This window comes from Burkholderia sp. BCC1047 (assembly GCF_902833155.1).
Taxonomy (GTDB): domain Bacteria; phylum Pseudomonadota; class Gammaproteobacteria; order Burkholderiales; family Burkholderiaceae; genus Burkholderia; species Burkholderia sola.
Genome location: NZ_CADFEH010000022.1, coordinates 56388 through 74385, shown reverse-complemented (window position 1 = coordinate 74385; position 17998 = coordinate 56388). Strand labels below are relative to the sequence as shown.

The 17998-nt window shown below is 64.5% G+C and carries 17 protein-coding genes; all 17 read right to left on the bottom strand.

Features of this window, described 5'->3' with window-relative positions:
* Nucleotides 1–20 precede the first annotated feature (20 nt).
* The 17 genes from atpG to HWX55_RS22110 all read right to left on the bottom strand — a co-directional run bounded on the left by atpG (nt 21) and on the right by HWX55_RS22110 (nt 17962).
* Nucleotides 21–896, bottom strand: coding sequence for a F0F1 ATP synthase subunit gamma (gene atpG, locus HWX55_RS22190; protein WP_034209645.1), 876 nt, complete (start codon nt 894–896; stop codon nt 21–23).
* Between the two features lie 70 nt (nt 897–966).
* A complete protein-coding gene (gene atpA / locus HWX55_RS22185; RefSeq protein ID WP_006756467.1) occupies nt 967–2508 on the bottom strand; it encodes a F0F1 ATP synthase subunit alpha in 1542 nt (513 codons plus the stop codon).
* 44 nt (nt 2509–2552) lie between these two features.
* Nucleotides 2553–3092, bottom strand: coding sequence for a F0F1 ATP synthase subunit delta (locus HWX55_RS22180; protein ID WP_014895498.1), 540 nt, complete (start codon nt 3090–3092; stop codon nt 2553–2555).
* Nucleotides 3093–3094: 2 nt separating this feature from the next.
* Nucleotides 3095–3565, bottom strand: a complete 471-nt coding sequence (locus HWX55_RS22175) for a F0F1 ATP synthase subunit B (RefSeq protein ID WP_006477283.1) — start codon at nt 3563–3565, stop codon at nt 3095–3097.
* A gap of 129 nt (nt 3566–3694) precedes the next feature.
* A complete protein-coding gene (gene atpE / locus HWX55_RS22170; RefSeq protein ID WP_006482730.1) occupies nt 3695–3964 on the bottom strand; it encodes a F0F1 ATP synthase subunit C in 270 nt (89 codons plus the stop codon).
* A gap of 75 nt (nt 3965–4039) precedes the next feature.
* Complete coding sequence (gene atpB, locus HWX55_RS22165; RefSeq protein WP_050015830.1) at nt 4040–4891, bottom strand: F0F1 ATP synthase subunit A; 852 nt, start codon at nt 4889–4891, stop codon at nt 4040–4042.
* Nucleotides 4892–5001: 110 nt separating this feature from the next.
* Nucleotides 5002–5526 carry an ATP synthase subunit I gene (locus tag HWX55_RS22160; RefSeq protein ID WP_050015828.1) on the bottom strand — a complete coding sequence of 175 codons (525 nt, stop codon included), beginning with the start codon at nt 5524–5526 and terminating at the stop codon, nt 5002–5004.
* A 569-nt stretch (nt 5527–6095) separates the two neighbouring features.
* A complete protein-coding gene (locus HWX55_RS22155; RefSeq protein ID WP_175977290.1) occupies nt 6096–7226 on the bottom strand; it encodes an SLC13 family permease in 1131 nt (376 codons plus the stop codon).
* A gap of 10 nt (nt 7227–7236) precedes the next feature.
* A complete protein-coding gene (locus tag HWX55_RS22150) occupies nt 7237–8130 on the bottom strand; it encodes a ParB/RepB/Spo0J family partition protein (protein ID WP_011546803.1) in 894 nt (297 codons plus the stop codon).
* A 31-nt stretch (nt 8131–8161) separates the two neighbouring features.
* On the bottom strand, nt 8162–8941 hold the full coding sequence (locus tag HWX55_RS22145) for a ParA family protein (RefSeq protein ID WP_050015824.1): 780 nt from the start codon (nt 8939–8941) through the stop codon (nt 8162–8164).
* Nucleotides 8942–8992: 51 nt separating this feature from the next.
* The gene (gene rsmG / locus HWX55_RS22140) at nt 8993–9679 is read right to left on the bottom strand and encodes a 16S rRNA (guanine(527)-N(7))-methyltransferase RsmG (RefSeq protein ID WP_175977289.1); all 687 of its coding nucleotides are present in this window, start codon (nt 9677–9679) and stop codon (nt 8993–8995) included.
* The gene (gene mnmG, locus HWX55_RS22135; protein ID WP_175977288.1) at nt 9676–11655 is read right to left on the bottom strand and encodes a tRNA uridine-5-carboxymethylaminomethyl(34) synthesis enzyme MnmG; all 1980 of its coding nucleotides are present in this window, start codon (nt 11653–11655) and stop codon (nt 9676–9678) included. The genes rsmG and mnmG overlap by 4 nt, the downstream gene beginning before the upstream one ends.
* A gap of 530 nt (nt 11656–12185) precedes the next feature.
* Entirely contained in the window at nt 12186–12941 is a 756-nt protein-coding gene (locus tag HWX55_RS22130; RefSeq protein ID WP_175977287.1) for an ABC transporter ATP-binding protein, read from the bottom strand.
* On the bottom strand, nt 12941–14725 hold the full coding sequence (locus tag HWX55_RS22125; RefSeq protein ID WP_124680394.1) for a branched-chain amino acid ABC transporter ATP-binding protein/permease: 1785 nt from the start codon (nt 14723–14725) through the stop codon (nt 12941–12943). Before HWX55_RS22125 ends, HWX55_RS22130 begins: the two co-directional genes overlap by 1 nt.
* A gap of 4 nt (nt 14726–14729) precedes the next feature.
* Nucleotides 14730–15785, bottom strand: coding sequence for a branched-chain amino acid ABC transporter permease (locus HWX55_RS22120; RefSeq protein WP_089488022.1), 1056 nt, complete (start codon nt 15783–15785; stop codon nt 14730–14732).
* A gap of 170 nt (nt 15786–15955) precedes the next feature.
* A complete protein-coding gene (locus tag HWX55_RS22115) occupies nt 15956–17113 on the bottom strand; it encodes an ABC transporter substrate-binding protein (RefSeq protein WP_175977286.1) in 1158 nt (385 codons plus the stop codon).
* A complete protein-coding gene (locus HWX55_RS22110) occupies nt 17114–17962 on the bottom strand; it encodes a hypothetical protein (protein WP_175977285.1) in 849 nt (282 codons plus the stop codon).
* Nucleotides 17963–17998 lie beyond the last annotated feature (36 nt).

The following is a 17998-nucleotide window of genomic DNA, read 5'->3' as shown; positions in this document are numbered from 1 at the left end:
TTGTCGTCCCGGGCGCGCGCTTAAACAGCGGCTGCGCCGCCGACGATCTCCGACAGTTCTTTCGTGATCGCGGCCTGACGGCTCTTGTTGTATACGAGCTGCAGTTCGCTGATCACCGTCTTCGCGTTGTCGGACGCGGCCTTCATCGCGACCATGCGCGCCGATTGCTCGGACGCCATGTTTTCCGCGACGGCCTGGTACACCAGCGCCTCGACGTAACGCACGAGCAGTTCGTCGACGACTGCCTGCGCGTCCGGCTCGTAGATGTAGTCCCACGACGTCGCCGGCGTACCGTCATCGGCTTCGAAGTGTTCCGACGACAGCGGCAGCAGCTGCTCGATCACGGCTTCCTGCTTCATCGTGTTGACGAAGCGCGTGTAAGCGATATAAACCGCCGACAGCTTGCCTTCCGAGTACAGATCGAGCTGCGTCTTCACGGCGCCGATCAGCTTGTCCAGGTGCGGGGTATCGCCGAGGTGCACGACCTGCGACATCACCTTCGCGCCGAAGCGGTTCAGGAACCCGAGGCCCTTGCCGCCGATCGCGGTGGCTTCGACCTTCTGGCCCTTCTCTTCCAGCTCCTTGAACTTCTGCACCGTCGCACGCAGCACGTTGGTGTTCAGACCACCGCACAGACCCTTGTCCGTCGTGACGAGGATGATGCCGGCCGTCTGCGCGCCGTCGTTCGCCACCATGAACGGGTGGCGGTACTCGGGGTTCGCACGGCTCATGTGCGCGGCGATGGCACGGACCTTGTCTGCATACGGACGAGCGGCGCGCATGCGTTCCTGCGCGCGACGCATCTTCGATGCAGCCACCATCTCCATCGCCTTCGTGATCTTGCGCGTGTTCTGCACGCTCTTGATCTTGCCGCGAATTTCCTTCATTCCAGCCATAGCTTGCTCCTTGACCGACGCCGCGCGGGCGCACTCAGCACCCGCGCGGCCTCAGTGTGTCACTCGCGGATCAATAGGCACCGGACTTCTTGAAGGATTCGATCGCCGCGCGCAGCGCGCCTTCGTCGTCCTTCGAGAGATCCTTGGTGTCTTCGATGCGCTTGATGAGGTCAGCGTGGCTGGTCTTCAGGTTGTCGCGCAGGCCCTTCTCGAACGACAGCACTTGCTTGACGTCGAGATCGTCGAGGTAGCCGTTGTTCGCGGCGTACAGCGACACGGCCAGTTCCCAGACCTGCAGCGGCTGGTACTGCGGCTGCTTCAGCAGTTCCGTCACGCGGCGGCCGCGCTCGAGCTGCTTGCGGGTCGCTTCGTCGAGGTCCGATGCGAACTGCGCGAATGCGGCCAGTTCACGGTACTGCGCGAGGTCGGTACGGATACCGCCCGACAGCTTCTTCACGACCTTCGTCTGAGCAGCGCCACCGACGCGCGACACCGACACGCCGGCGTTGATTGCCGGGCGGATGCCTGCGTTGAACAGGTCGGTTTCCAGGAAGATCTGGCCGTCGGTAATCGAGATCACGTTCGTCGGAACGAACGCGGTCACGTCGCCAGCCTGCGTTTCGATGACCGGCAGTGCCGTCAGCGAGCCGCTCTTGCCCTTCACTTCGCCGTTCGTGAACTTCTCGACGTACTCTTCCGACACGCGAGCCGCACGCTCGAGCAGACGCGAGTGCAGATAGAACACGTCGCCCGGGTACGCTTCACGGCCCGGGGGGCGGCGCAGCAGCAGCGAGATCTGACGGTATGCCCAAGCCTGCTTGGTCAAGTCGTCATAGATGATCAGCGCGTCTTGGCCGCGGTCGCGGAAGTATTCGCCCATCGTGCAGCCGGCGTACGGCGCCAGGTACTGCATCGCAGCCGAATCCGACGCCGAAGCGGCGACGACGATCGTGTATTCCATCGCGCCCGTTTCTTCGAGCTTGCGAACCACGTTCATGATCGACGAAGCCTTCTGGCCGATCGCGACGTAGATACAGATCAGGTCCTTGCCCTTCTGGTTGATGATCGCGTCGAGCGCCACCGCGGTCTTGCCGCACTGACGGTCGCCGATGATCAGCTCGCGCTGGCCACGGCCGATCGGCACCATCGCGTCGATCGACTTGATGCCCGTCTGCACCGGCTGCGACACCGACTTACGCCAGATCACGCCCGGGGCGATCTTTTCGATCGCGTCGGTCAGCTTCGCGTTGACCGGGCCCTTGCCGTCGATCGGGTTGCCGAGCGCGTCGACCACGCGGCCGACGAGTTCCGGGCCAACCGGGACTTCGAGAATGCGGCCCGTCGTCTTGACGATGTCGCCTTCCGAGATGTGTTCGTATTCGCCGAGAATCACCGCGCCGACCGAGTCGCGCTCGAGGTTCAGCGCGAGACCGAACGTGTTGCCCGGAAACTCGAGCATTTCGCCCTGCATCACGTCCGACAGGCCGTGGATACGCACGATACCGTCGGTCACGGAGATCACGGTGCCCTGGTTGCGAACGTCTGCGCTCGCTTCAAGGCCCTGGATCCGGCTCTTGATCAGCTCGCTGATCTCAGAGGGATTGAGTTGCATTATTCGCTCCTGATAGTCAATTCTGTTGCGTGCCGGCGTGGCGCTCAGGCGGTCAAGGCAGCCTGCATCGATGCGAGACGCGCGCGAACCGAGGTGTCGAGCACTTCGTCGCCGACCGTCACGCGCACGCCGCCGATCAGCGACGAATCGACTTCGACCGTCGGTTTCAGCTTGCGCTTGAACTTGCGTTCGAGGCCCGAGACGAGGCTTTCGAGATCCGCGCCGTTCAGCGGGAACGCGCTCACGATCTCGGCGTCGGCTGCACCTTCACGTTCGTTCTTGAGCGCCTCGAACTGCTCGGCAATTTCCGGCAGCAGCGCGATGCGATGATTGTCGACCAGCATCTGCACGAAGTTCTTCGCTTCGGCGCCGGCCGCGACGGGCGACTTCACCGCAGCAAGCAGCAGCTCGGCTACTTGCGTGCGCGTCACCTTCGGGCTCGACGCGACCGACAGTACCTCCGGCAGACGCGCAACCTGGGCCAGCTCTTGCACGAGCGTGGACCAGGCGGCGATGTCACCGCCCTCGGCCACGCGGAACAGCGCTTCTGCGTAAGGGCGGGCGATGGTTGCAAGTTCGGCCATGATCAGAGCTCGGCTTTCAGTTGATTCAGCAGTTGGGCGTGGGCCGTTTGATCGACTTCGCGCTTCAGGATCTGCTCGGCGCCCTTCACGGCCAGCGCGGCGACTTCGCCACGCAGCGCTTCGCGCGCCTTCACGATTTGCTGTTCTGCTTCCGCCTTCGCCTGGGCGACGATGCGGGCGGCTTCAGCCTGGGCGTTGGCCTTGATTTCCTCGGCGACCGCCTGCGCACGCTTTTCAGCGTCGGCGATGCGCTGCTGGCCGTCGTTGCGGGCCTGCGCGAGTTCCTGGTCCACGCGCTTGTGCGCTGCGTCGAGTTCCGCCTTGCCCTTCTCCGCGGCGGCGAGGCCGTCGGCGATCTTCTTCGAACGTTCGTCGAGGGCGTTGATCAACGGCGGCCACACGAATTTCATCGTGAACCACGCGAGGACCAGGAACACGACCATTTGCGCAAACAGAGTTGCGTTGAGATTCACGGTGTTTCCTTATCTGCTATTCCGGAAAAATGAAACGGTAAGGCGCTCATCGAGTTGCATTCGATCAGCGCCCCAAGTCTCCGTTCCGCCCTGCGCCGGCTCGCGCCGGACGCATATTTCCGAGGAACCTTAGCCTGCGAGCTTCGACAGGAGCGGGTTCGCGAACGCGAACAGCATTGCGACACCAACGCCGATCAGGAATGCAGCGTCGATCAGACCAGCCAGCAGGAACATCTTCGTTTGCAGCGGGTTGATGAGTTCCGGCTGACGCGCGCAGGCTTCGATGTACTTGCCACCCATCAGCGCGATACCGATACAGGCGCCGATTGCACCCAGGCCGATGATGATGCCGATACCGATGGCGGTCAGACCCTGGATGTTGGCGATGTAAGCTTGCATGATCACTCCTTTGTGAAAAGACTTGGAACTGAGATTTAAAAAACTAAAACGAAGACTCTTTGTTGCACGCCGCGCTTAGTGCGTGTCGTGCGCCTGGCCGAGATACACCAGCGTCAGCATCATGAAAATGAATGCCTGCAACAGAACAATCAGGATGTGGAAGATTGCCCAGACGCTACCCGCGATCACATGACCAACGAAGCCGAGGAACGTTGCGTCGCCACCGAAGCTCCACATGCTGCCGAGCAGGGCGATCAACAGGAACAACAGCTCACCCGCGTACATGTTGCCGAACAGCCGCATGCCGAGGGAGACGGTCTTTGCGAGGTATTCGACGATGTTCAACGCGAGGTTCGGAATCCACAGCAGCGGGTGCGCGCCGAACGGCGCCGACAGCAGCTCATGCACAAAGCCGCCCGCGCCCTTGATCTTGATGCTGTAGTAGATCATCAGGACGAACACGCCGAGCGCGATGCCGAGCGTGCCGTTCAGGTCGGCCGTCGGGACGATGCGATGGTGGGAAATCACGTCCGACAGACCGAGCAGGCCGATCACGCGGCCCGGCAGGTCGACCGGGAGGAAGTCGAGGGAGTTCATCAGCGCGACCCACACGAACACCGTGAGGGCGAGCGGCGCGATGAAGGTGCGATTGCCGTGGACGATGGCCTTCGACTGGTCTTCGACCATTTCGACGAGCATCTCGATCGCGCACTGGAAACGGCCCGGCACGCCCGACGTCGCCTTGCGGGCGGCCAGACGCAGCAGGAGGATCGTCACGATGCCGCATACGATCGACCAGAACAGCGTGTCGATATTCCAGACGTGAATATCGAAAATCGACGTCTGATGCGAGGTGGAGAAATTCTGCAAGTGGTGCGCAATGTACTCGGACGGATCCGGACCGCGCGTGCCTTCGCTAGCTGCCATATCGTTAATGCCACCCAAATTGTCGAAAATCGTTTTGCCCCGTTCCGCAACACGCTATTGCGGGAACGGGCCGGTGCGGTTCGTTGTCGAAACCGCACGCTGCTTGTTCCTTACCGCCAGGCCAGCGCGATCCAGTACGTCTTCAGCACGACGAGGTACGTGACGAGGAACGGCACCCAGTGCACGCCGGCCCAGCCGAACGCCACCGCGGTGAACATCCCGATCGTCAGAGCGAGTTTCAGGGCTTCGCCCATCACCCAGCTCATCACGGTGGCCGAGCCACCTGCCTTCAGTCGTGCCACGAATACCGCACTGGGCACCCAGCCGATCGCTCCGCCCAGAAACGCGGATTGCGCAGCGGCGCCCGGCGACTTCGAAAACAGCCACCACGCCAGCGTTGCAACCAGGGACAGGACCACTTGCGCGAACACCACCTTGTAGGGGGTCACGCGCGAGGGCTTGCTCACGTTCGGGCCAAACAGCCTTTCGGCCTCGGCCCGCGTCAGCGGAACGATGTTGTTATCTTGCTGCTCGACATCCCAGTCATCGTCGGATTCACGCCGCTCGCCGGCCGCCGAAGCGGTGCGTTGCGTGCGCTGATCATCGTGCCTGTCGTCCGGCGCCTGACCCGCCATCGCAATCTTCCGCTGAAATCCTTGAACCCGACCCCAAGCTTTCTGAAAGCTTTCAGGGGTGCCTAGCTAACAAATCCGGGCGATTGTAAGCGATAGTTGCAAGTGATTCAAGGCTTTAGACGCGACAAAAACCTGCATAAAACGACGCCTCATGATGTGAAAAAACGCCCGATTCGACGACGTACGATGACAGTTGTAAGGTCGGTTTCCTGCACTGGTATTTCGTGCGCAAAAAACGCCGGTGACGGCGGTAAATGGCCGGGAAACGATGCGCGGGGCGGGTCAGGCGGAAGCGGTGCGATCGCCGCACGGAATGCGCTGCAATGCAGCCATCGGAAACGACTCGGCGCGACGCGCCGGAATCAGCCACGCGCGAGAACCGAACACCGCGCGCGACGCGAGAAATTCGACCGGATGTTCGCACATCGATTCATCCAGTCAGTTGTCGCGCCGCCACAGATGTTCGACTGTGGGTTGCAACACTTATCCACAATGCTCGATCACGACGGACGCTGTGCGCCCTGCCCGCGACCCGAACGGCACACCTGCGCCGCACGCACCGGCCTCGCTCAACCGTGCATGAGCAGCCACGCGCCGAGCGCCGCGCTCACCAGCGCGAACGGAATCGACACGACGTGGAACGGCAGCCACATGCGCGGCTCCTTCGCGAGACGCACCGCGATCAGGTTCGCGAGCGAACCGATCGCGAAACCGAAGCCGCCGACCGATACGCCGAAGGCAAGCGCGCGCCAGTCGTGCGTGAATTCCGACAGCAGGATCGCGGCGGGCACGTTGCTGATCACCTGCGACAGCACGGCGCCGGCGGCGTAGACGCGCAGCGGCGAATCGAGTTGCGCGTGCGCGATCGCGTCGTGCACGACGGGCAGCGCGGCCGCGCTGCGCAACACGACGAACATCAGCACGAAGATCAGCAGCAGCAGCCAGTCGATCTTCAGGACTGCGTCGCGTTTGACGGCGAGCAGCACGATCGCGACCCCGACGAGGCCCGGCAGCGGATGGTGCGCATCGGCGAGCAGCACGAACGCGGCGAACAGCACCGCCGCGATCAGCGCGTGCATGCGTTGTACGGGAAAGGCCGCAGCGTCGCCGGACAGATCGAGCGGCTTCGCGCGGAACATCAACGCGGTCAGCACGAGCAGCAGCGCCATCAGCGCGACGGCGAGCGGCCCGAGCGTGACCACGAAGCGGCCGAACGACACGCCGCTCAATTGCCACAGGAAAAGATTCTGCGGATTGCCGAGCGGTGTCGCGACGGACCCCGCATTGACGGCCAGTGCGACGACGATCACGAGCCGCCGGAACGGCAGCGGCGTCAGCGCGCGCAGCGACACCATCAGCGGCACGACGACGAACAGCGCGACGTCGTTGGTGAGCCACATCGACAATACCGCGGCGAAGCCGACGAGCAGCATCGCGAGCCCGCGCTCGGAATGCACGTGATGCACGATGCGATGCGCGAGCCACATCAGGCAGCCGGACAACTCGAGCGCCTTCGTCAACATCAGCAGGCCCGCGAGCGTCGCGACCGTCTGCCAGTCGACGCGATCGGCGAGTACCGAAAATGGTTGCGGACGCACCCATTGCAGCACGATCAGCCCCAGCGCGAGCACCGATAGTACCGGTTCCTGCGCAAGCCAGCCGAGCCACCGGCGCGGCGCCGGTGCGCCCGTTTCCTGCATACCTGCCCCGTTATTCTTCTGTTGCGACGTTGCCGCGCAATCGCGCGAGAATGCCCTCGAGCGCATCGAGGTTGCCGAAGTCGATCAGCACTTGCCCTCGCCCGCGGCGGCCGAGCTTGATCTTCACCGTCGACGCGAGCAGGTCCGACAACTCCTCTTCGAGGCGACGCGTATCGCGACCGCCATCGTCCTTCGCACGCGCCTTCACGGCCGGCGCTTCCTTCGTCGTGTGCGAGACGAGCTTCTCGGTCTCGCGCACCGACATGCGCTTGTTGACCACCTGATGCGCGAGCGTGATCTGCGTGGCCGCATCGACCGCGAGCAGCGCGCGTGCGTGCCCCATGTCGAGATCGCCGGCCAGCAGCATCGTCTGCACCGGCGACGCGAGGTTCAGCAGGCGCAGCAGGTTCGACACCGCGCTGCGCGAACGGCCGACCGATTCGGCCGCCTGTTCGTGCGTGAAACCGAACTCGTCGAGCAGACGCTGGATGCCGTGCGCCTCTTCGAGCGGATTCAGGTCCTCACGCTGGATGTTCTCGATCAGCGCCATCGCGGCGGCGGCCTGATCGGATACGTCCTTCACGAGCACCGGCACTTCATCGAGGCCGGCCAGGCGCGCCGCGCGGAAACGCCGCTCGCCCGCGATGATCTCGTATTTGTCTGACGAAATGGGCCGTACCAGGATCGGCTGCATCACGCCCTGTGCGCGAATGCTTGCCGCGAGCTCCTGCAGGCTGCCCTCGTCCATCCGCGTGCGCGGCTGGTACTTGCCGGCTTGCAGCTTGCCGAGCGCGAGCGTGTTCGGTGCGCCTTCGATCTTCACCGCTTCGGTGATATCGGCGCTGCCGCCGAGCAGCGCTTCGAGGCCACGTCCCAAGCCCTTCTTCTTTGGTACCGCGTTCATGTCTTTCTTCCTCGCTTCGCTCATGTCCGGATCACGACACCTCGAACGCGCGCACGCGTTCGATCATCTCGGCACCGAACTGGATATACGCCTGCGCACCGCGCGAGCTGCGATCGAACACGACGCCCGGCAACCCGTAACTCGGCGCTTCCGCGAGGCGCACGTTGCGCGGGATCACCGCGTCGAACACCTTGTCGCCGAAGTGCGCTTTCAGTTGATCGGAGACTTGCTGCTGCAGCGTGATGCGCGGATCGAACATCACGCGCAGCAAGCCGATGATCTTCAGGTCGCGGTTCATGTTCGCGTGAACCTGCTTGATCGTGTTGACGAGGTCCGACAACCCTTCCAGCGCGAAGTACTCGCACTGCATCGGAATCACGACGCCATGCGCCGCGCACAGCCCGTTCAGCGTCAGCAGCGACAGCGTCGGCGGGCAGTCGATCAGCACGAAATCGTAGTCGTCGGCCACGTGCTCGAGCGCGGCCTTCAGGCGGCGCTCGCGGTTGTCGATGCTGATCAATTCGATCTCGGCGCCGGACAGCTCGCGGTTCGCGGGAAGCACGTCGTACGTGACGCCTTCCGGACGTACGCGCGCGTCGGTGACCGACACGCCGTCGACCAGCACCTCGTACACGGTCGCTTCGCAGGCGGCCTTGTCGATCCCGCTGCCCATCGTCGCGTTGCCCTGCGGGTCGAGATCGATCAACAGCACTCGTTGCTCCTGCGCTGCAAGGCTTGCGGCGAGATTGACCGATGTCGTCGTCTTGCCGACGCCCCCCTTCTGGTTCGCAACGCAGAAGATCTTTGCCATCGTTGGTGTGTTCCCTTTACCTTCAAACAAACGGCGCGCTACCGCGCGCCTTCAATTCGCGTCGTCGACGGCCACTTCGAACAGATGCCGCTCCGCATCGAGCATCGGCACCGCCAGCCGAATCGTCTGCTTCACGCGGCTGCCTTCCGGCAACCGCGCAATCTCGTCGTCCGGATGAACGCCCTTCATCGCCCAGATCGATCCGCCCGGCGCAACCAGATGTCGAGCAAGTTTAACGAAGTCGGACAGGTCCGCGAAAGCGCGGGATACGATCATGTCGAATTTTTTCGGGACTTCGACACCGGGCTGCAGCGATTCGACCCGGCCGGTCACGACCGACAGGTTCGCGAGCTTCAACTCCGCGCGCATCTGCGTCTGGAACGCAGACTTCTTCTGCACGATGTCGTTCAGCGTGACCTGCCAGCCCGGCTCGACGATCGCCAGCACGATACCGGGCAGCCCGCCGCCCGAACCGACGTCGAGGACGCGCGCCGACGCACGGCCGCGCAGATGCGGGACGATGGAAAGCGAATCGAGGATGTGCTGGATCAGCATCTGCTTCGGGTCGCGGATCGCGGTCAGGTTGTAGACCGCGTTCCACTTGCCGAGCAGCGCGACATAGTCGAGCAGCTGGTTGCGCTGCGTATCCGTCAGCGTGAGGTCGAGCGCCGCCGTGCCTTCGACGAGCATGCTCTCCAGTACGTCCCGATTAACCGCCGGCGCGCGACGCGCCGTCATTGTTGCGTCGGGACGGTGCCGTCCCCCTGCTCCGCGGCCGCGGCGGCCTCTGCGACCGTACCGTTACGGCGGCCCAGGCCGCGCCGCTTCAGGTGCACCATCAACAGCGAGATTGCCGCCGGCGTGACGCCCGAGATGCGCGACGCCTGTCCGATCGTTTCCGGCCGGAACTCGTTGAGCTTCTGGCTCACCTCGAACGACAGGCCGCGAACCTCGCGGTAATCGATACCGTCCGGCAGGCGCGTGTTCTCGTTCGCATCGTTGCGCTCGATCTCCGACGCCTGACGCTCGATATAGCCCTGATACTTGATACCGATCTCGACCTGCTCCTTGATCTGCTCGAGCAGCACCGGATCGTCGGTCAACGGCTCCGCGGGGCCGCACTCGCCGCCCTTCAGCCCGCACACGCCGTCGTAGCTCACGCCCGGGCGACGCAGCAGCTCGGCGAGGCTGTATTCGTGGTCGATCGCCTTGCCGAGCAATGCGGTCGCCTCGTCCGCAGGGAGCGTCTTCGGCGTGACCCACGTCGACTTCAGGCGTTCGGTTTCACGTGAAACAGCGTCGCGCTTCCGGCTGAACGCGTCCCAGCGCGCATCGTCGACCAGCCCAAGCTCGCGGCCGATCTCGGTGAGGCGCATGTCGGCATTGTCTTCGCGCAGGCTCAGGCGATACTCGGCGCGGCTCGTGAACATCCGGTACGGCTCCGCCACACCGCGCGTGACGAGATCGTCGACCAGCACGCCCAGATATGCCTGGTCCCGACGCGGGCACCACGCATCCTTTTCCTGCACGTAGCGGCCCGCATTGAGGCCGGCCAGCAGCCCCTGCGCAGCCGCTTCCTCGTAGCCGGTCGTGCCGTTGATCTGGCCCGCAAAGAACAGCCCATTGATTGCCTTCGTCTCGAGCGACGCCTTCAGCGCACGCGGGTCGAAGTAGTCGTACTCGATCGCGTAACCGGGACGCAGGATGTGCGCGTTCTCAAGGCCGCGCATCGAATGCACGAGCTCGAGCTGCACGTCGAACGGCAGGCTCGTCGAGATCCCGTTCGGGTAGAACTCGTTGGTCGTCAGCCCTTCCGGCTCGAGGAAGATCTGGTGCGATTCCTTCGATGCGAACCGGTGGATCTTGTCCTCGATCGACGGGCAATAGCGCGGCCCGACGCCTTCGATCACGCCTGTATACATGGGCGAACGGTCGAGACCGCCGCGAATGATGTCGTGCGTGCGTTCGTTCGTGTGCGTGACCCAGCACGGCAGCTGCTGCGGATGCTGCTCCGCGCGGCCCAGGAACGAGAACACGGGAATCGGATCGAGGTCGCCCGGCTGCTCGTCGAGCTTCGAGAAGTCGATCGTGCGGCCGTCGATGCGCGGCGGCGTACCGGTCTTCAGCCGGCCCTGCGGCAGCTTCAGCTCCTTCAGGCGCGACGACAGCGACACGGCCGCCGGATCGCCCGCGCGACCGCCCGTGTAGTTGTTCAGGCCGACGTGGATCTTGCCATCGAGGAACGTACCGGCCGTCAGCACGACCGCGCGAGCGCGGAAGCGGATGCCGATCTGCGTGACGGCGCCGACCACGCGGTCGCCTTCGACCATCAGGTCGTCGACGGCCTGCTGGAACAGCCACAGGTTCGGCTGATTTTCGAGTCGGTGGCGGATCGCGGCCTTGTACAGGATGCGATCCGCCTGTGCACGCGTCGCGCGCACAGCCGGCCCCTTCGACGAATTGAGGATCCGGAACTGAATGCCGCTTTCGTCCGTCGCGGCGGCCATTGCGCCGCCCAGCGCGTCGACTTCCTTGACCAGATGGCCCTTGCCAATGCCGCCGATCGACGGATTGCAGCTCATCTGCCCAAGCGTTTCGATGTTGTGGGTCAGCAACAGGGTCTTTGCGCCCATACGGGCGGACGCCAGCGCGGCTTCCGTGCCGGCATGGCCGCCACCGACGACGATGACGTCAAATTCTGTGGGAAAAAGCATGGTGGATTCCGTACGCGGAGCTGCGTACGAACCTATCTGAGAAATGTATGGGCCGAATTATAGCGGGTTCGCTTTTCGCCCGAAGGCCGTCCGAATGGTAGGGTCTGTGCATTTCGGCGATTTTTTGGCTGTGGACGACGGAATTTATCGTTCCGAGCCGCGCTGGCAACGCTTTTTGCGCGCTTCAATGCACATTTCCACGCCTGTGCAAAAACCTGGGGTACTAGCCATCCTAGCATGTGCGGAACGTCTGACTTGACCGGCGACTGTGCCCGGCACAACAGGCGGAAGCGATGCCCTGTGCCACACAGCATTTCTGTCGATTTCCGGGGGCACTTATCCACCGAGGGGCGGTGCATCGTCAGCGTCCGTGGACCAAACCGCCAGCGCCGCATAGCGCTTCCCACTGTTCCCGCACGACTTATCCCCGGCCTTGAACCGTCTGCGCATCGACGCTCCAGCCTGCTCACAAACAAAAACGGCGTGTTTCACGTGAAACACGCCGCTCGTTTCCCATCCACCCCATGCGATCAAGCCGTCTTCTTCGCCAACCCGAGATACGTCTCGATCACACGCGGGTTCTGTGCGAGCTCGGCCGCCGGCCCTTCCAGCGCAAACTCGCCCGTCTCCAGCACATAGCCATAGTCGGAGATCTGCAGCGCCGCCCGCGCATTCTGCTCGATCAGCAGCGTGGCCACCCCGGTGCCGCGCAACGCGCTGATGATATGAAAGATCTCCTTCACGATCAGCGGCGCCAGCCCGAGGCTCGGTTCGTCGAGCATCAGCAGGTCGGGCTTGCCCATCAGCGCGCGGCCGACTGCCAGCATCTGCCGCTCGCCGCCAGACAGCGTGCCGGCCGCCTGCCTGCGGCGCTCTTTGAGCCGCGGAAACAGCGCGAACACGTGATCGAGCTGATCGAGGAAGTTCGCTTCCCCTGCCTGCTTGCGCCGATACGCGCCGAGCACGAGGTTGTCCTCGACCGTCATCGTGCTGAACAGCTCGCGCTTTTCCGGTACGAGGCACATTCCGCGCGCGACGCGCTGCTCGACCGGCAACACGCTGACGTCGGTGCCGCGATACACGACCGCGCCCGACGCGTGCCCCGTTACCGGCAGCGCCCCCATGATCGCGTTCAGCAGCGTCGATTTACCGGCACCGTTCGGGCCGATCACGCTGACGATCCGCCCCGCCCCCACCTTGATTGCCGCATCGTGCAGCGCCTCCACCTTCCCGTACCGCACCGCCAGCCCGCGTACGTCGAGAATCGGCATCGTCGTGTCCGTCATCACTCCACCCCGCCCAGATACGCTTCGAGCACGGCCGGGTCCTGCTGCACGTCCTGCGGCAGCCCTTCCGCGATCCGCGTGCCGAATTCCATCACCACCAGCCGGTCGGTGAGGTTCATCACGAAATCCATGTCATGTTCCACGAGCAACACGCTCATTCCTTCGGCCTTCAGCCGCCGCAGCAGGTCGGCGAGTTGCTGCTTCTCCTGGTAACGCAGCCCCGCGGCCGGCTCGTCGAGCAGCAGCAGCGTCGGATCGCAGCACAGCGCCCGCGCGATTTCGAGAATCCGCTGCTGACCGAGCGCGAGACTCCCCGCTTCGTCGTACATGTGCGCCTCGAGCCCGACACGGCGGATCTGGCGCGCGGCTTCGGCCAGCAATTGCGCTTCCTCGTGCGCATTGAGCCGCGCAATGCTGCGCCACACGCCGGTATGGCCGCGCAGATGGGCGCCGATCGCGACGTTCTCGAGCACCGTCATCGTCGGCAGCAGCTTCACGTGCTGGAACGTGCGACCGATGCCGCGGCGGACGATCTGGCGCGACGTCAGCCCGTCGATACGCTCGCCACGGAACGTGATCGCGCCGCCGGTCGGCTTCAGCACGCCGGTCACGAGGTTGAACGTGGTCGACTTGCCCGCGCCGTTCGGGCCGATCAACCCGATGATCTGCCCCGCTTTCACGTCGAAGCTGACGTCGTTCACGGCCACGAGCCCGCCGAACTGCTTGCGTGCGGTGTCGACGACGAGCAGCGGCTCGCCGGCCACGGGCTTCGCGCGCTGCGGCAGCGGATCGGCCTGCTCGGGCACGTGCGCACGGGGCCCGCGCGGGAACAGTCTCGCGACGAACGGCCATACGCCCTGGCGCGCGTACTGCAGCAGCAGCACCATCAGCACGCCGAACACGATGATCTCGAAGTTGCCTTCCGAACCGAGCAGCTTCGGCAGCAGCGTCTGCAGATAGTCCTGCAGCACGGTCAGGATCGCCGCGCCGAGCACCGCGCCCCATACGTGCGACACGCCGCCCACCACGGCCATGAACAGGAATTCGATCCCGTGGTTCAGACCGAACGGCGTCGGGTTCACCGCGCGCTGCAAGTGCGCGTACAGGAAGCCCGATACCGCCGCGAGCACGGCCGCGTAGACGAAGATCACGACGCGCATCCACGCGGTGTTCACGCCCATCGCCTCGGCCATCACGCCGCCGCCGCGCAGCGCGCGGATCGCGCGGCCGGGCCGGCTGTTGAGCAGGTTCTGCACCGACACGATCGCGGCCAGCACCACGGCCCAGATCAGGAAGTACAGGCTGCGGCCGCTGTCGAGCACGATGCCGAACAGGTTCAGCGCCGGAATCCCGTTGATCCCGTCGTACTTGCCGAGCAGTTCGAGGTTGCCGAACAGGTAGAACAGCGCGAGGCCCCACGCGATCGTGCCGAGCGGCAGGAAGTGCCCGGACAGCCGCATCGTCACCGCGCCGAGCACGAGCGCGACGAGCGCCGTCAGCACGACGCCGACGATCAGCGCGAGCCACGGCGACACGCCGTAGCGCGTCGTCAGGAACGCGGTCGCATACGCGCCGATGCCGACGAACGCGGCCTGTCCGAAGCTCGTCATCCCGCCGACGCCCGTCAGCAGCACGAGCCCGATCGCGACGATCGCATACAGGCCGATGTAGTTCAGCAGCGTGATCCAGTATTCGGGCACCTGCAGCGCGCCGGGCAGCACCGGCAGCGCGAACAGCACCACGAGAAACAGCCAGAAGGTCTTGTTGCGTACCATCGTCTTCATCGCGTCACTCCTCTTCCTCTTCCGCATGCGGCGTCGCGAAGCTCCGCCACAGCAGCACCGGAATGATCAGCGTGAACACGATCACCTCCTTGTAGGCGCTCGCCCAGAACGACGAATACGATTCGAGCACGCCGACGAGCAGCGAGCCGGCGGCCGCGAGCGGATAGCTGACGAGCCCGCCGATGATCGCGCCGACGAAGCCCTTCAGCCCGATCAGGAAGCCCGAGTCGTAGTAGATCGTCGTCAGCGGGCCGACGAGGATCCCGGACAACACGCCGAGCCCCGCCGCGAACGTGAACGCGAGCCGCCCGGCTTCGGTCGTGCCGATGCCGACGAGCCGCGCACCGAGCCGGTTCACCGACGTCGCGCGCAGCGCCTTGCCGGCGATCGTGCGGCCGAAGTACACATACAGCGCGCCGATCAGCACGAGCGCCGTGACGACGACCAGGATGCTCTGCACCGACACCGTCATGCTGCCGATCGCGAGCGACGCGTCCGAGAACCCGTTGGTACGCGAGCCTTCCGCGCCGAACATCACGAGGCCGAGGCCGACCATCGCGAAATGGACGGCGACCGACACGATCAGCAGCAACAGCGTCGTGCCTTCGGCGATCGGCTGGTACACGAGCCGGTAGACGAACGGCCCCATCGGCACGACGATCGCGAGCGTCAGCGCGATCTGCGCGAGCATCGGCATCGGCTGCGCGGCGAAGCTGCGCGTGATCGCGAACACCGCGAGCGGCAGCAGGATGTAGCGGCTGCCGAGCGTCGCGAGCGTGCGGCCGAGCTGATGGCGGCGTTCGCGATGCCGAATCAGGCCGCCGGCTTCGAGCAGGAAGCATGCGACGCCCATCACGAACAGCAGCCAGCAGGTGGCGGGAAATTTCTGCGCCTGCAACGCGGCCAGCGTCAGCGCACCGTAGGCGACGAATTCGCCCTGGGGAATGAAGATCACCCGCGTGACGGAAAACACCAGTACGAGCGCCAGCGACAACAATGCATAAATGGCGCCGGTCGTGATGCCGTCTTGCGCGAGGATCGCCGCAATCGAGAGATCCATACGTTTCGTGTATCGAGAGAATGCTGCGGAGAAACGAAAGGCGGAAGCGGCCGGGGCGCGCGGCGGGCCCCGGCCGTTCCAGGCGGCACGGATGCGGCCGTGACGCGCGCCGCCCTACCGACGGCGTGCGCGGCGCCGTTCGCGCCGCGCACGCCGGTTTCACGTGACGCTTACTCGGCCTGCAACTTCCACTTGCCGTCGACGATCTGCACCATCACGCGCGCACGTGTGTCGAAGCCGTTGTGATCCGTCGCCGTCATGTTGATCACGCCGTGCGAGACGGGCAGGTCCTTCACGCTTTCGAGCGACGCGCGCAGCGCTTCGCGGAACGCCTCGGTGCCCGGCTGGCCCTTCTTCAGCGCGTCCGGGATCGCCCGCTGCAGCAGCAGGCCCGCATCCCACGCATGGCCGCCGAAAGTCGACAGCGAACCCGCGCCGTAAGCCTTCTCGTACGCGGCCTTGTAGCCGAGCGCCGGCTTCTTCACCGGATTCGAATCGGGCAGCTGGTCGGTCACGAGCACCGGGCCGGCCGGCAGGATCTCGCCCTCGCAATCCTTGCCGCACACGCGCAGGAAATCGTTGTTCGCGACGCCGTGCGTCTGGTACACCTTGCCCTTGTAGCCGCGCTCCTTCAACGTCTTGGCCGGCAGCGCCGCCGGCGTGCCGGAGCCGGCGATCAGCACCGCATCCGGGTTCGAGCCCAGCAGCTTCAGCACCTGCCCCATCACCGACGCGTCGGTCCGGTTATAGCGTTCGTTCGACACGAGCTTCAGCCCGTTCTTCGCGGCCGCCGCGTCGAACGTCTTGTGCCAGCTGTCGCCGTACGCGTCGGCGAAGCCGATGAAGCCGACCGTCTTCACGCCATGCTTCGCCATGTAGCCGGCGATCGCATCGGCCATCAGCTGGTCGTTCTGCGGCACCTTGAACATCCACGCGCGCTTCGCGTCCATCGGCGCGATGATCTGCGCGCTCGCCGCGAGCGAGATCGTCGGCGTCTTGCCCTGCGACACCGGATCGAGCATCGCGAGCGAGTTCGGCGTGACGGACGAGCCGATGATCGCGTCGACGTGGTCCTCGTCGATCAGCTTGCGCACGTTCTGCACCGCACGGCTCGTGTCGGACGCGTCGTCCAGCACGATGTACTGCACGCTCTTGCCCGCGATCTCCTTCGGCAGCAGCGCGATCGTGTTCTTTTCCGGAATCCCGAGCGACGCGGCCGGCCCGGTGGCCGACAGCGTCACGCCGATCTTCACCTGCGCCGACGCCGTGGCCGCCGCACACACGAGACCCGCAGCAAGCAGGGCCTCCATCCATCGATTCATCTTCATTTACGTTGTCTCCAAACGCTGCTCGAAAAAACCACGGTTGCTCGGGCGGCTCCCGGTCCCCAAACAAGTTAATATCTTAATTATCCCGCCCATCCGCGCCCATGCTCGTTTTCCCGCGACACGCCGCCACGCGCCGCGCGCCGATTGAAACGGCCGTTCGACCGTCACGATGCGCAGCAGCGGTGTCGTCAGGATGAAGAAAGCGAAGAAATGCGGGAGCGTACGCAGCTCGTTGCGCGCGCATCGATGGTCGGCACGCACGGCAAGCGATGAAACCTCGGAAAGCCGGCCGCTCATGCGATTGCGCATACGGATGCAGAGACGGATGCGAGCGCAACGACCCGCGCCGGCACCGGGACGCGCATACAGGCCATGGAACGGCTCGGAAATGCCCCGATGACCCATCGGGCACCCCATGACGAACGAACGGCGTCCGCCGCGTCTCCTGCCCCGAACCACCGTGCTGCGCTGCTCATCCAACCGTACTCCCTGTTCTGCATTGTGCTTGTAGGAGAACTGCCGACCGATTTTCCCGACCGCACGGTCGGCGAAAGCCGAGTGTAACGGACGCCTTTCGCGCCCGCTAACCGGGTAAGCCCGAAGCGCCTGTGCAGGATTGCACATCGTCGGCGAACGGATCGCGGGAAACGGAAAAACGGGCAACGCGGCAAAGCGCGGAAAAGACGCGGTGCGAACGCAAACGCGGAAGGCGGCACCATCGGCTGGCATGCGGGCCGATGCACCATCGAGGGAATTCGTGCACGCAAATGAAAAAGCGCTGTTGGATTCCGTCCAACAGCGCTTTGGGGTCCGGGCACTTTGTGCCTCGATTGTCTCCTCGTTCTCCACCTGCAAATTCGTTTCGCGGTGCATCAGAACTGAGGT

Coding starts and splice junctions, on each gene's coding strand:
- atpG (WP_034209645.1), bottom strand. CDS start 896: ATGGCTGGAATGAAGGAAATTCGCGGCAAGATCAAGAGCGTGCAGAAC.
- atpA (WP_006756467.1), bottom strand. CDS start 2,508: ATGCAACTCAATCCCTCTGAGATCAGCGAGCTGATCAAGAGCCGGATC.
- HWX55_RS22180 (WP_014895498.1), bottom strand. CDS start 3,092: ATGGCCGAACTTGCAACCATCGCCCGCCCTTACGCAGAAGCGCTGTTC.
- atpE (WP_006482730.1), bottom strand. CDS start 3,964: ATGCAAGCTTACATCGCCAACATCCAGGGTCTGACCGCCATCGGTATC.
- atpB (WP_050015830.1), bottom strand. CDS start 4,891: ATGGCAGCTAGCGAAGGCACGCGCGGTCCGGATCCGTCCGAGTACATT.
- HWX55_RS22160 (WP_050015828.1), bottom strand. CDS start 5,526: ATGGCGGGTCAGGCGCCGGACGACAGGCACGATGATCAGCGCACGCAA.
- HWX55_RS22155 (WP_175977290.1), bottom strand. CDS start 7,226: ATGCAGGAAACGGGCGCACCGGCGCCGCGCCGGTGGCTCGGCTGGCTT.
- HWX55_RS22150 (WP_011546803.1), bottom strand. CDS start 8,130: ATGAACGCGGTACCAAAGAAGAAGGGCTTGGGACGTGGCCTCGAAGCG.
- HWX55_RS22145 (WP_050015824.1), bottom strand. CDS start 8,941: ATGGCAAAGATCTTCTGCGTTGCGAACCAGAAGGGGGGCGTCGGCAAG.
- rsmG (WP_175977289.1), bottom strand. CDS start 9,679: ATGACGGCGCGTCGCGCGCCGGCGGTTAATCGGGACGTACTGGAGAGC.
- mnmG (WP_175977288.1), bottom strand. CDS start 11,655: ATGCTTTTTCCCACAGAATTTGACGTCATCGTCGTCGGTGGCGGCCAT.
- HWX55_RS22130 (WP_175977287.1), bottom strand. CDS start 12,941: ATGACGGACACGACGATGCCGATTCTCGACGTACGCGGGCTGGCGGTG.
- HWX55_RS22125 (WP_124680394.1), bottom strand. CDS start 14,725: ATGAAGACGATGGTACGCAACAAGACCTTCTGGCTGTTTCTCGTGGTG.
- HWX55_RS22120 (WP_089488022.1), bottom strand. CDS start 15,785: ATGGATCTCTCGATTGCGGCGATCCTCGCGCAAGACGGCATCACGACC.
- HWX55_RS22115 (WP_175977286.1), bottom strand. CDS start 17,113: ATGAAGATGAATCGATGGATGGAGGCCCTGCTTGCTGCGGGTCTCGTG.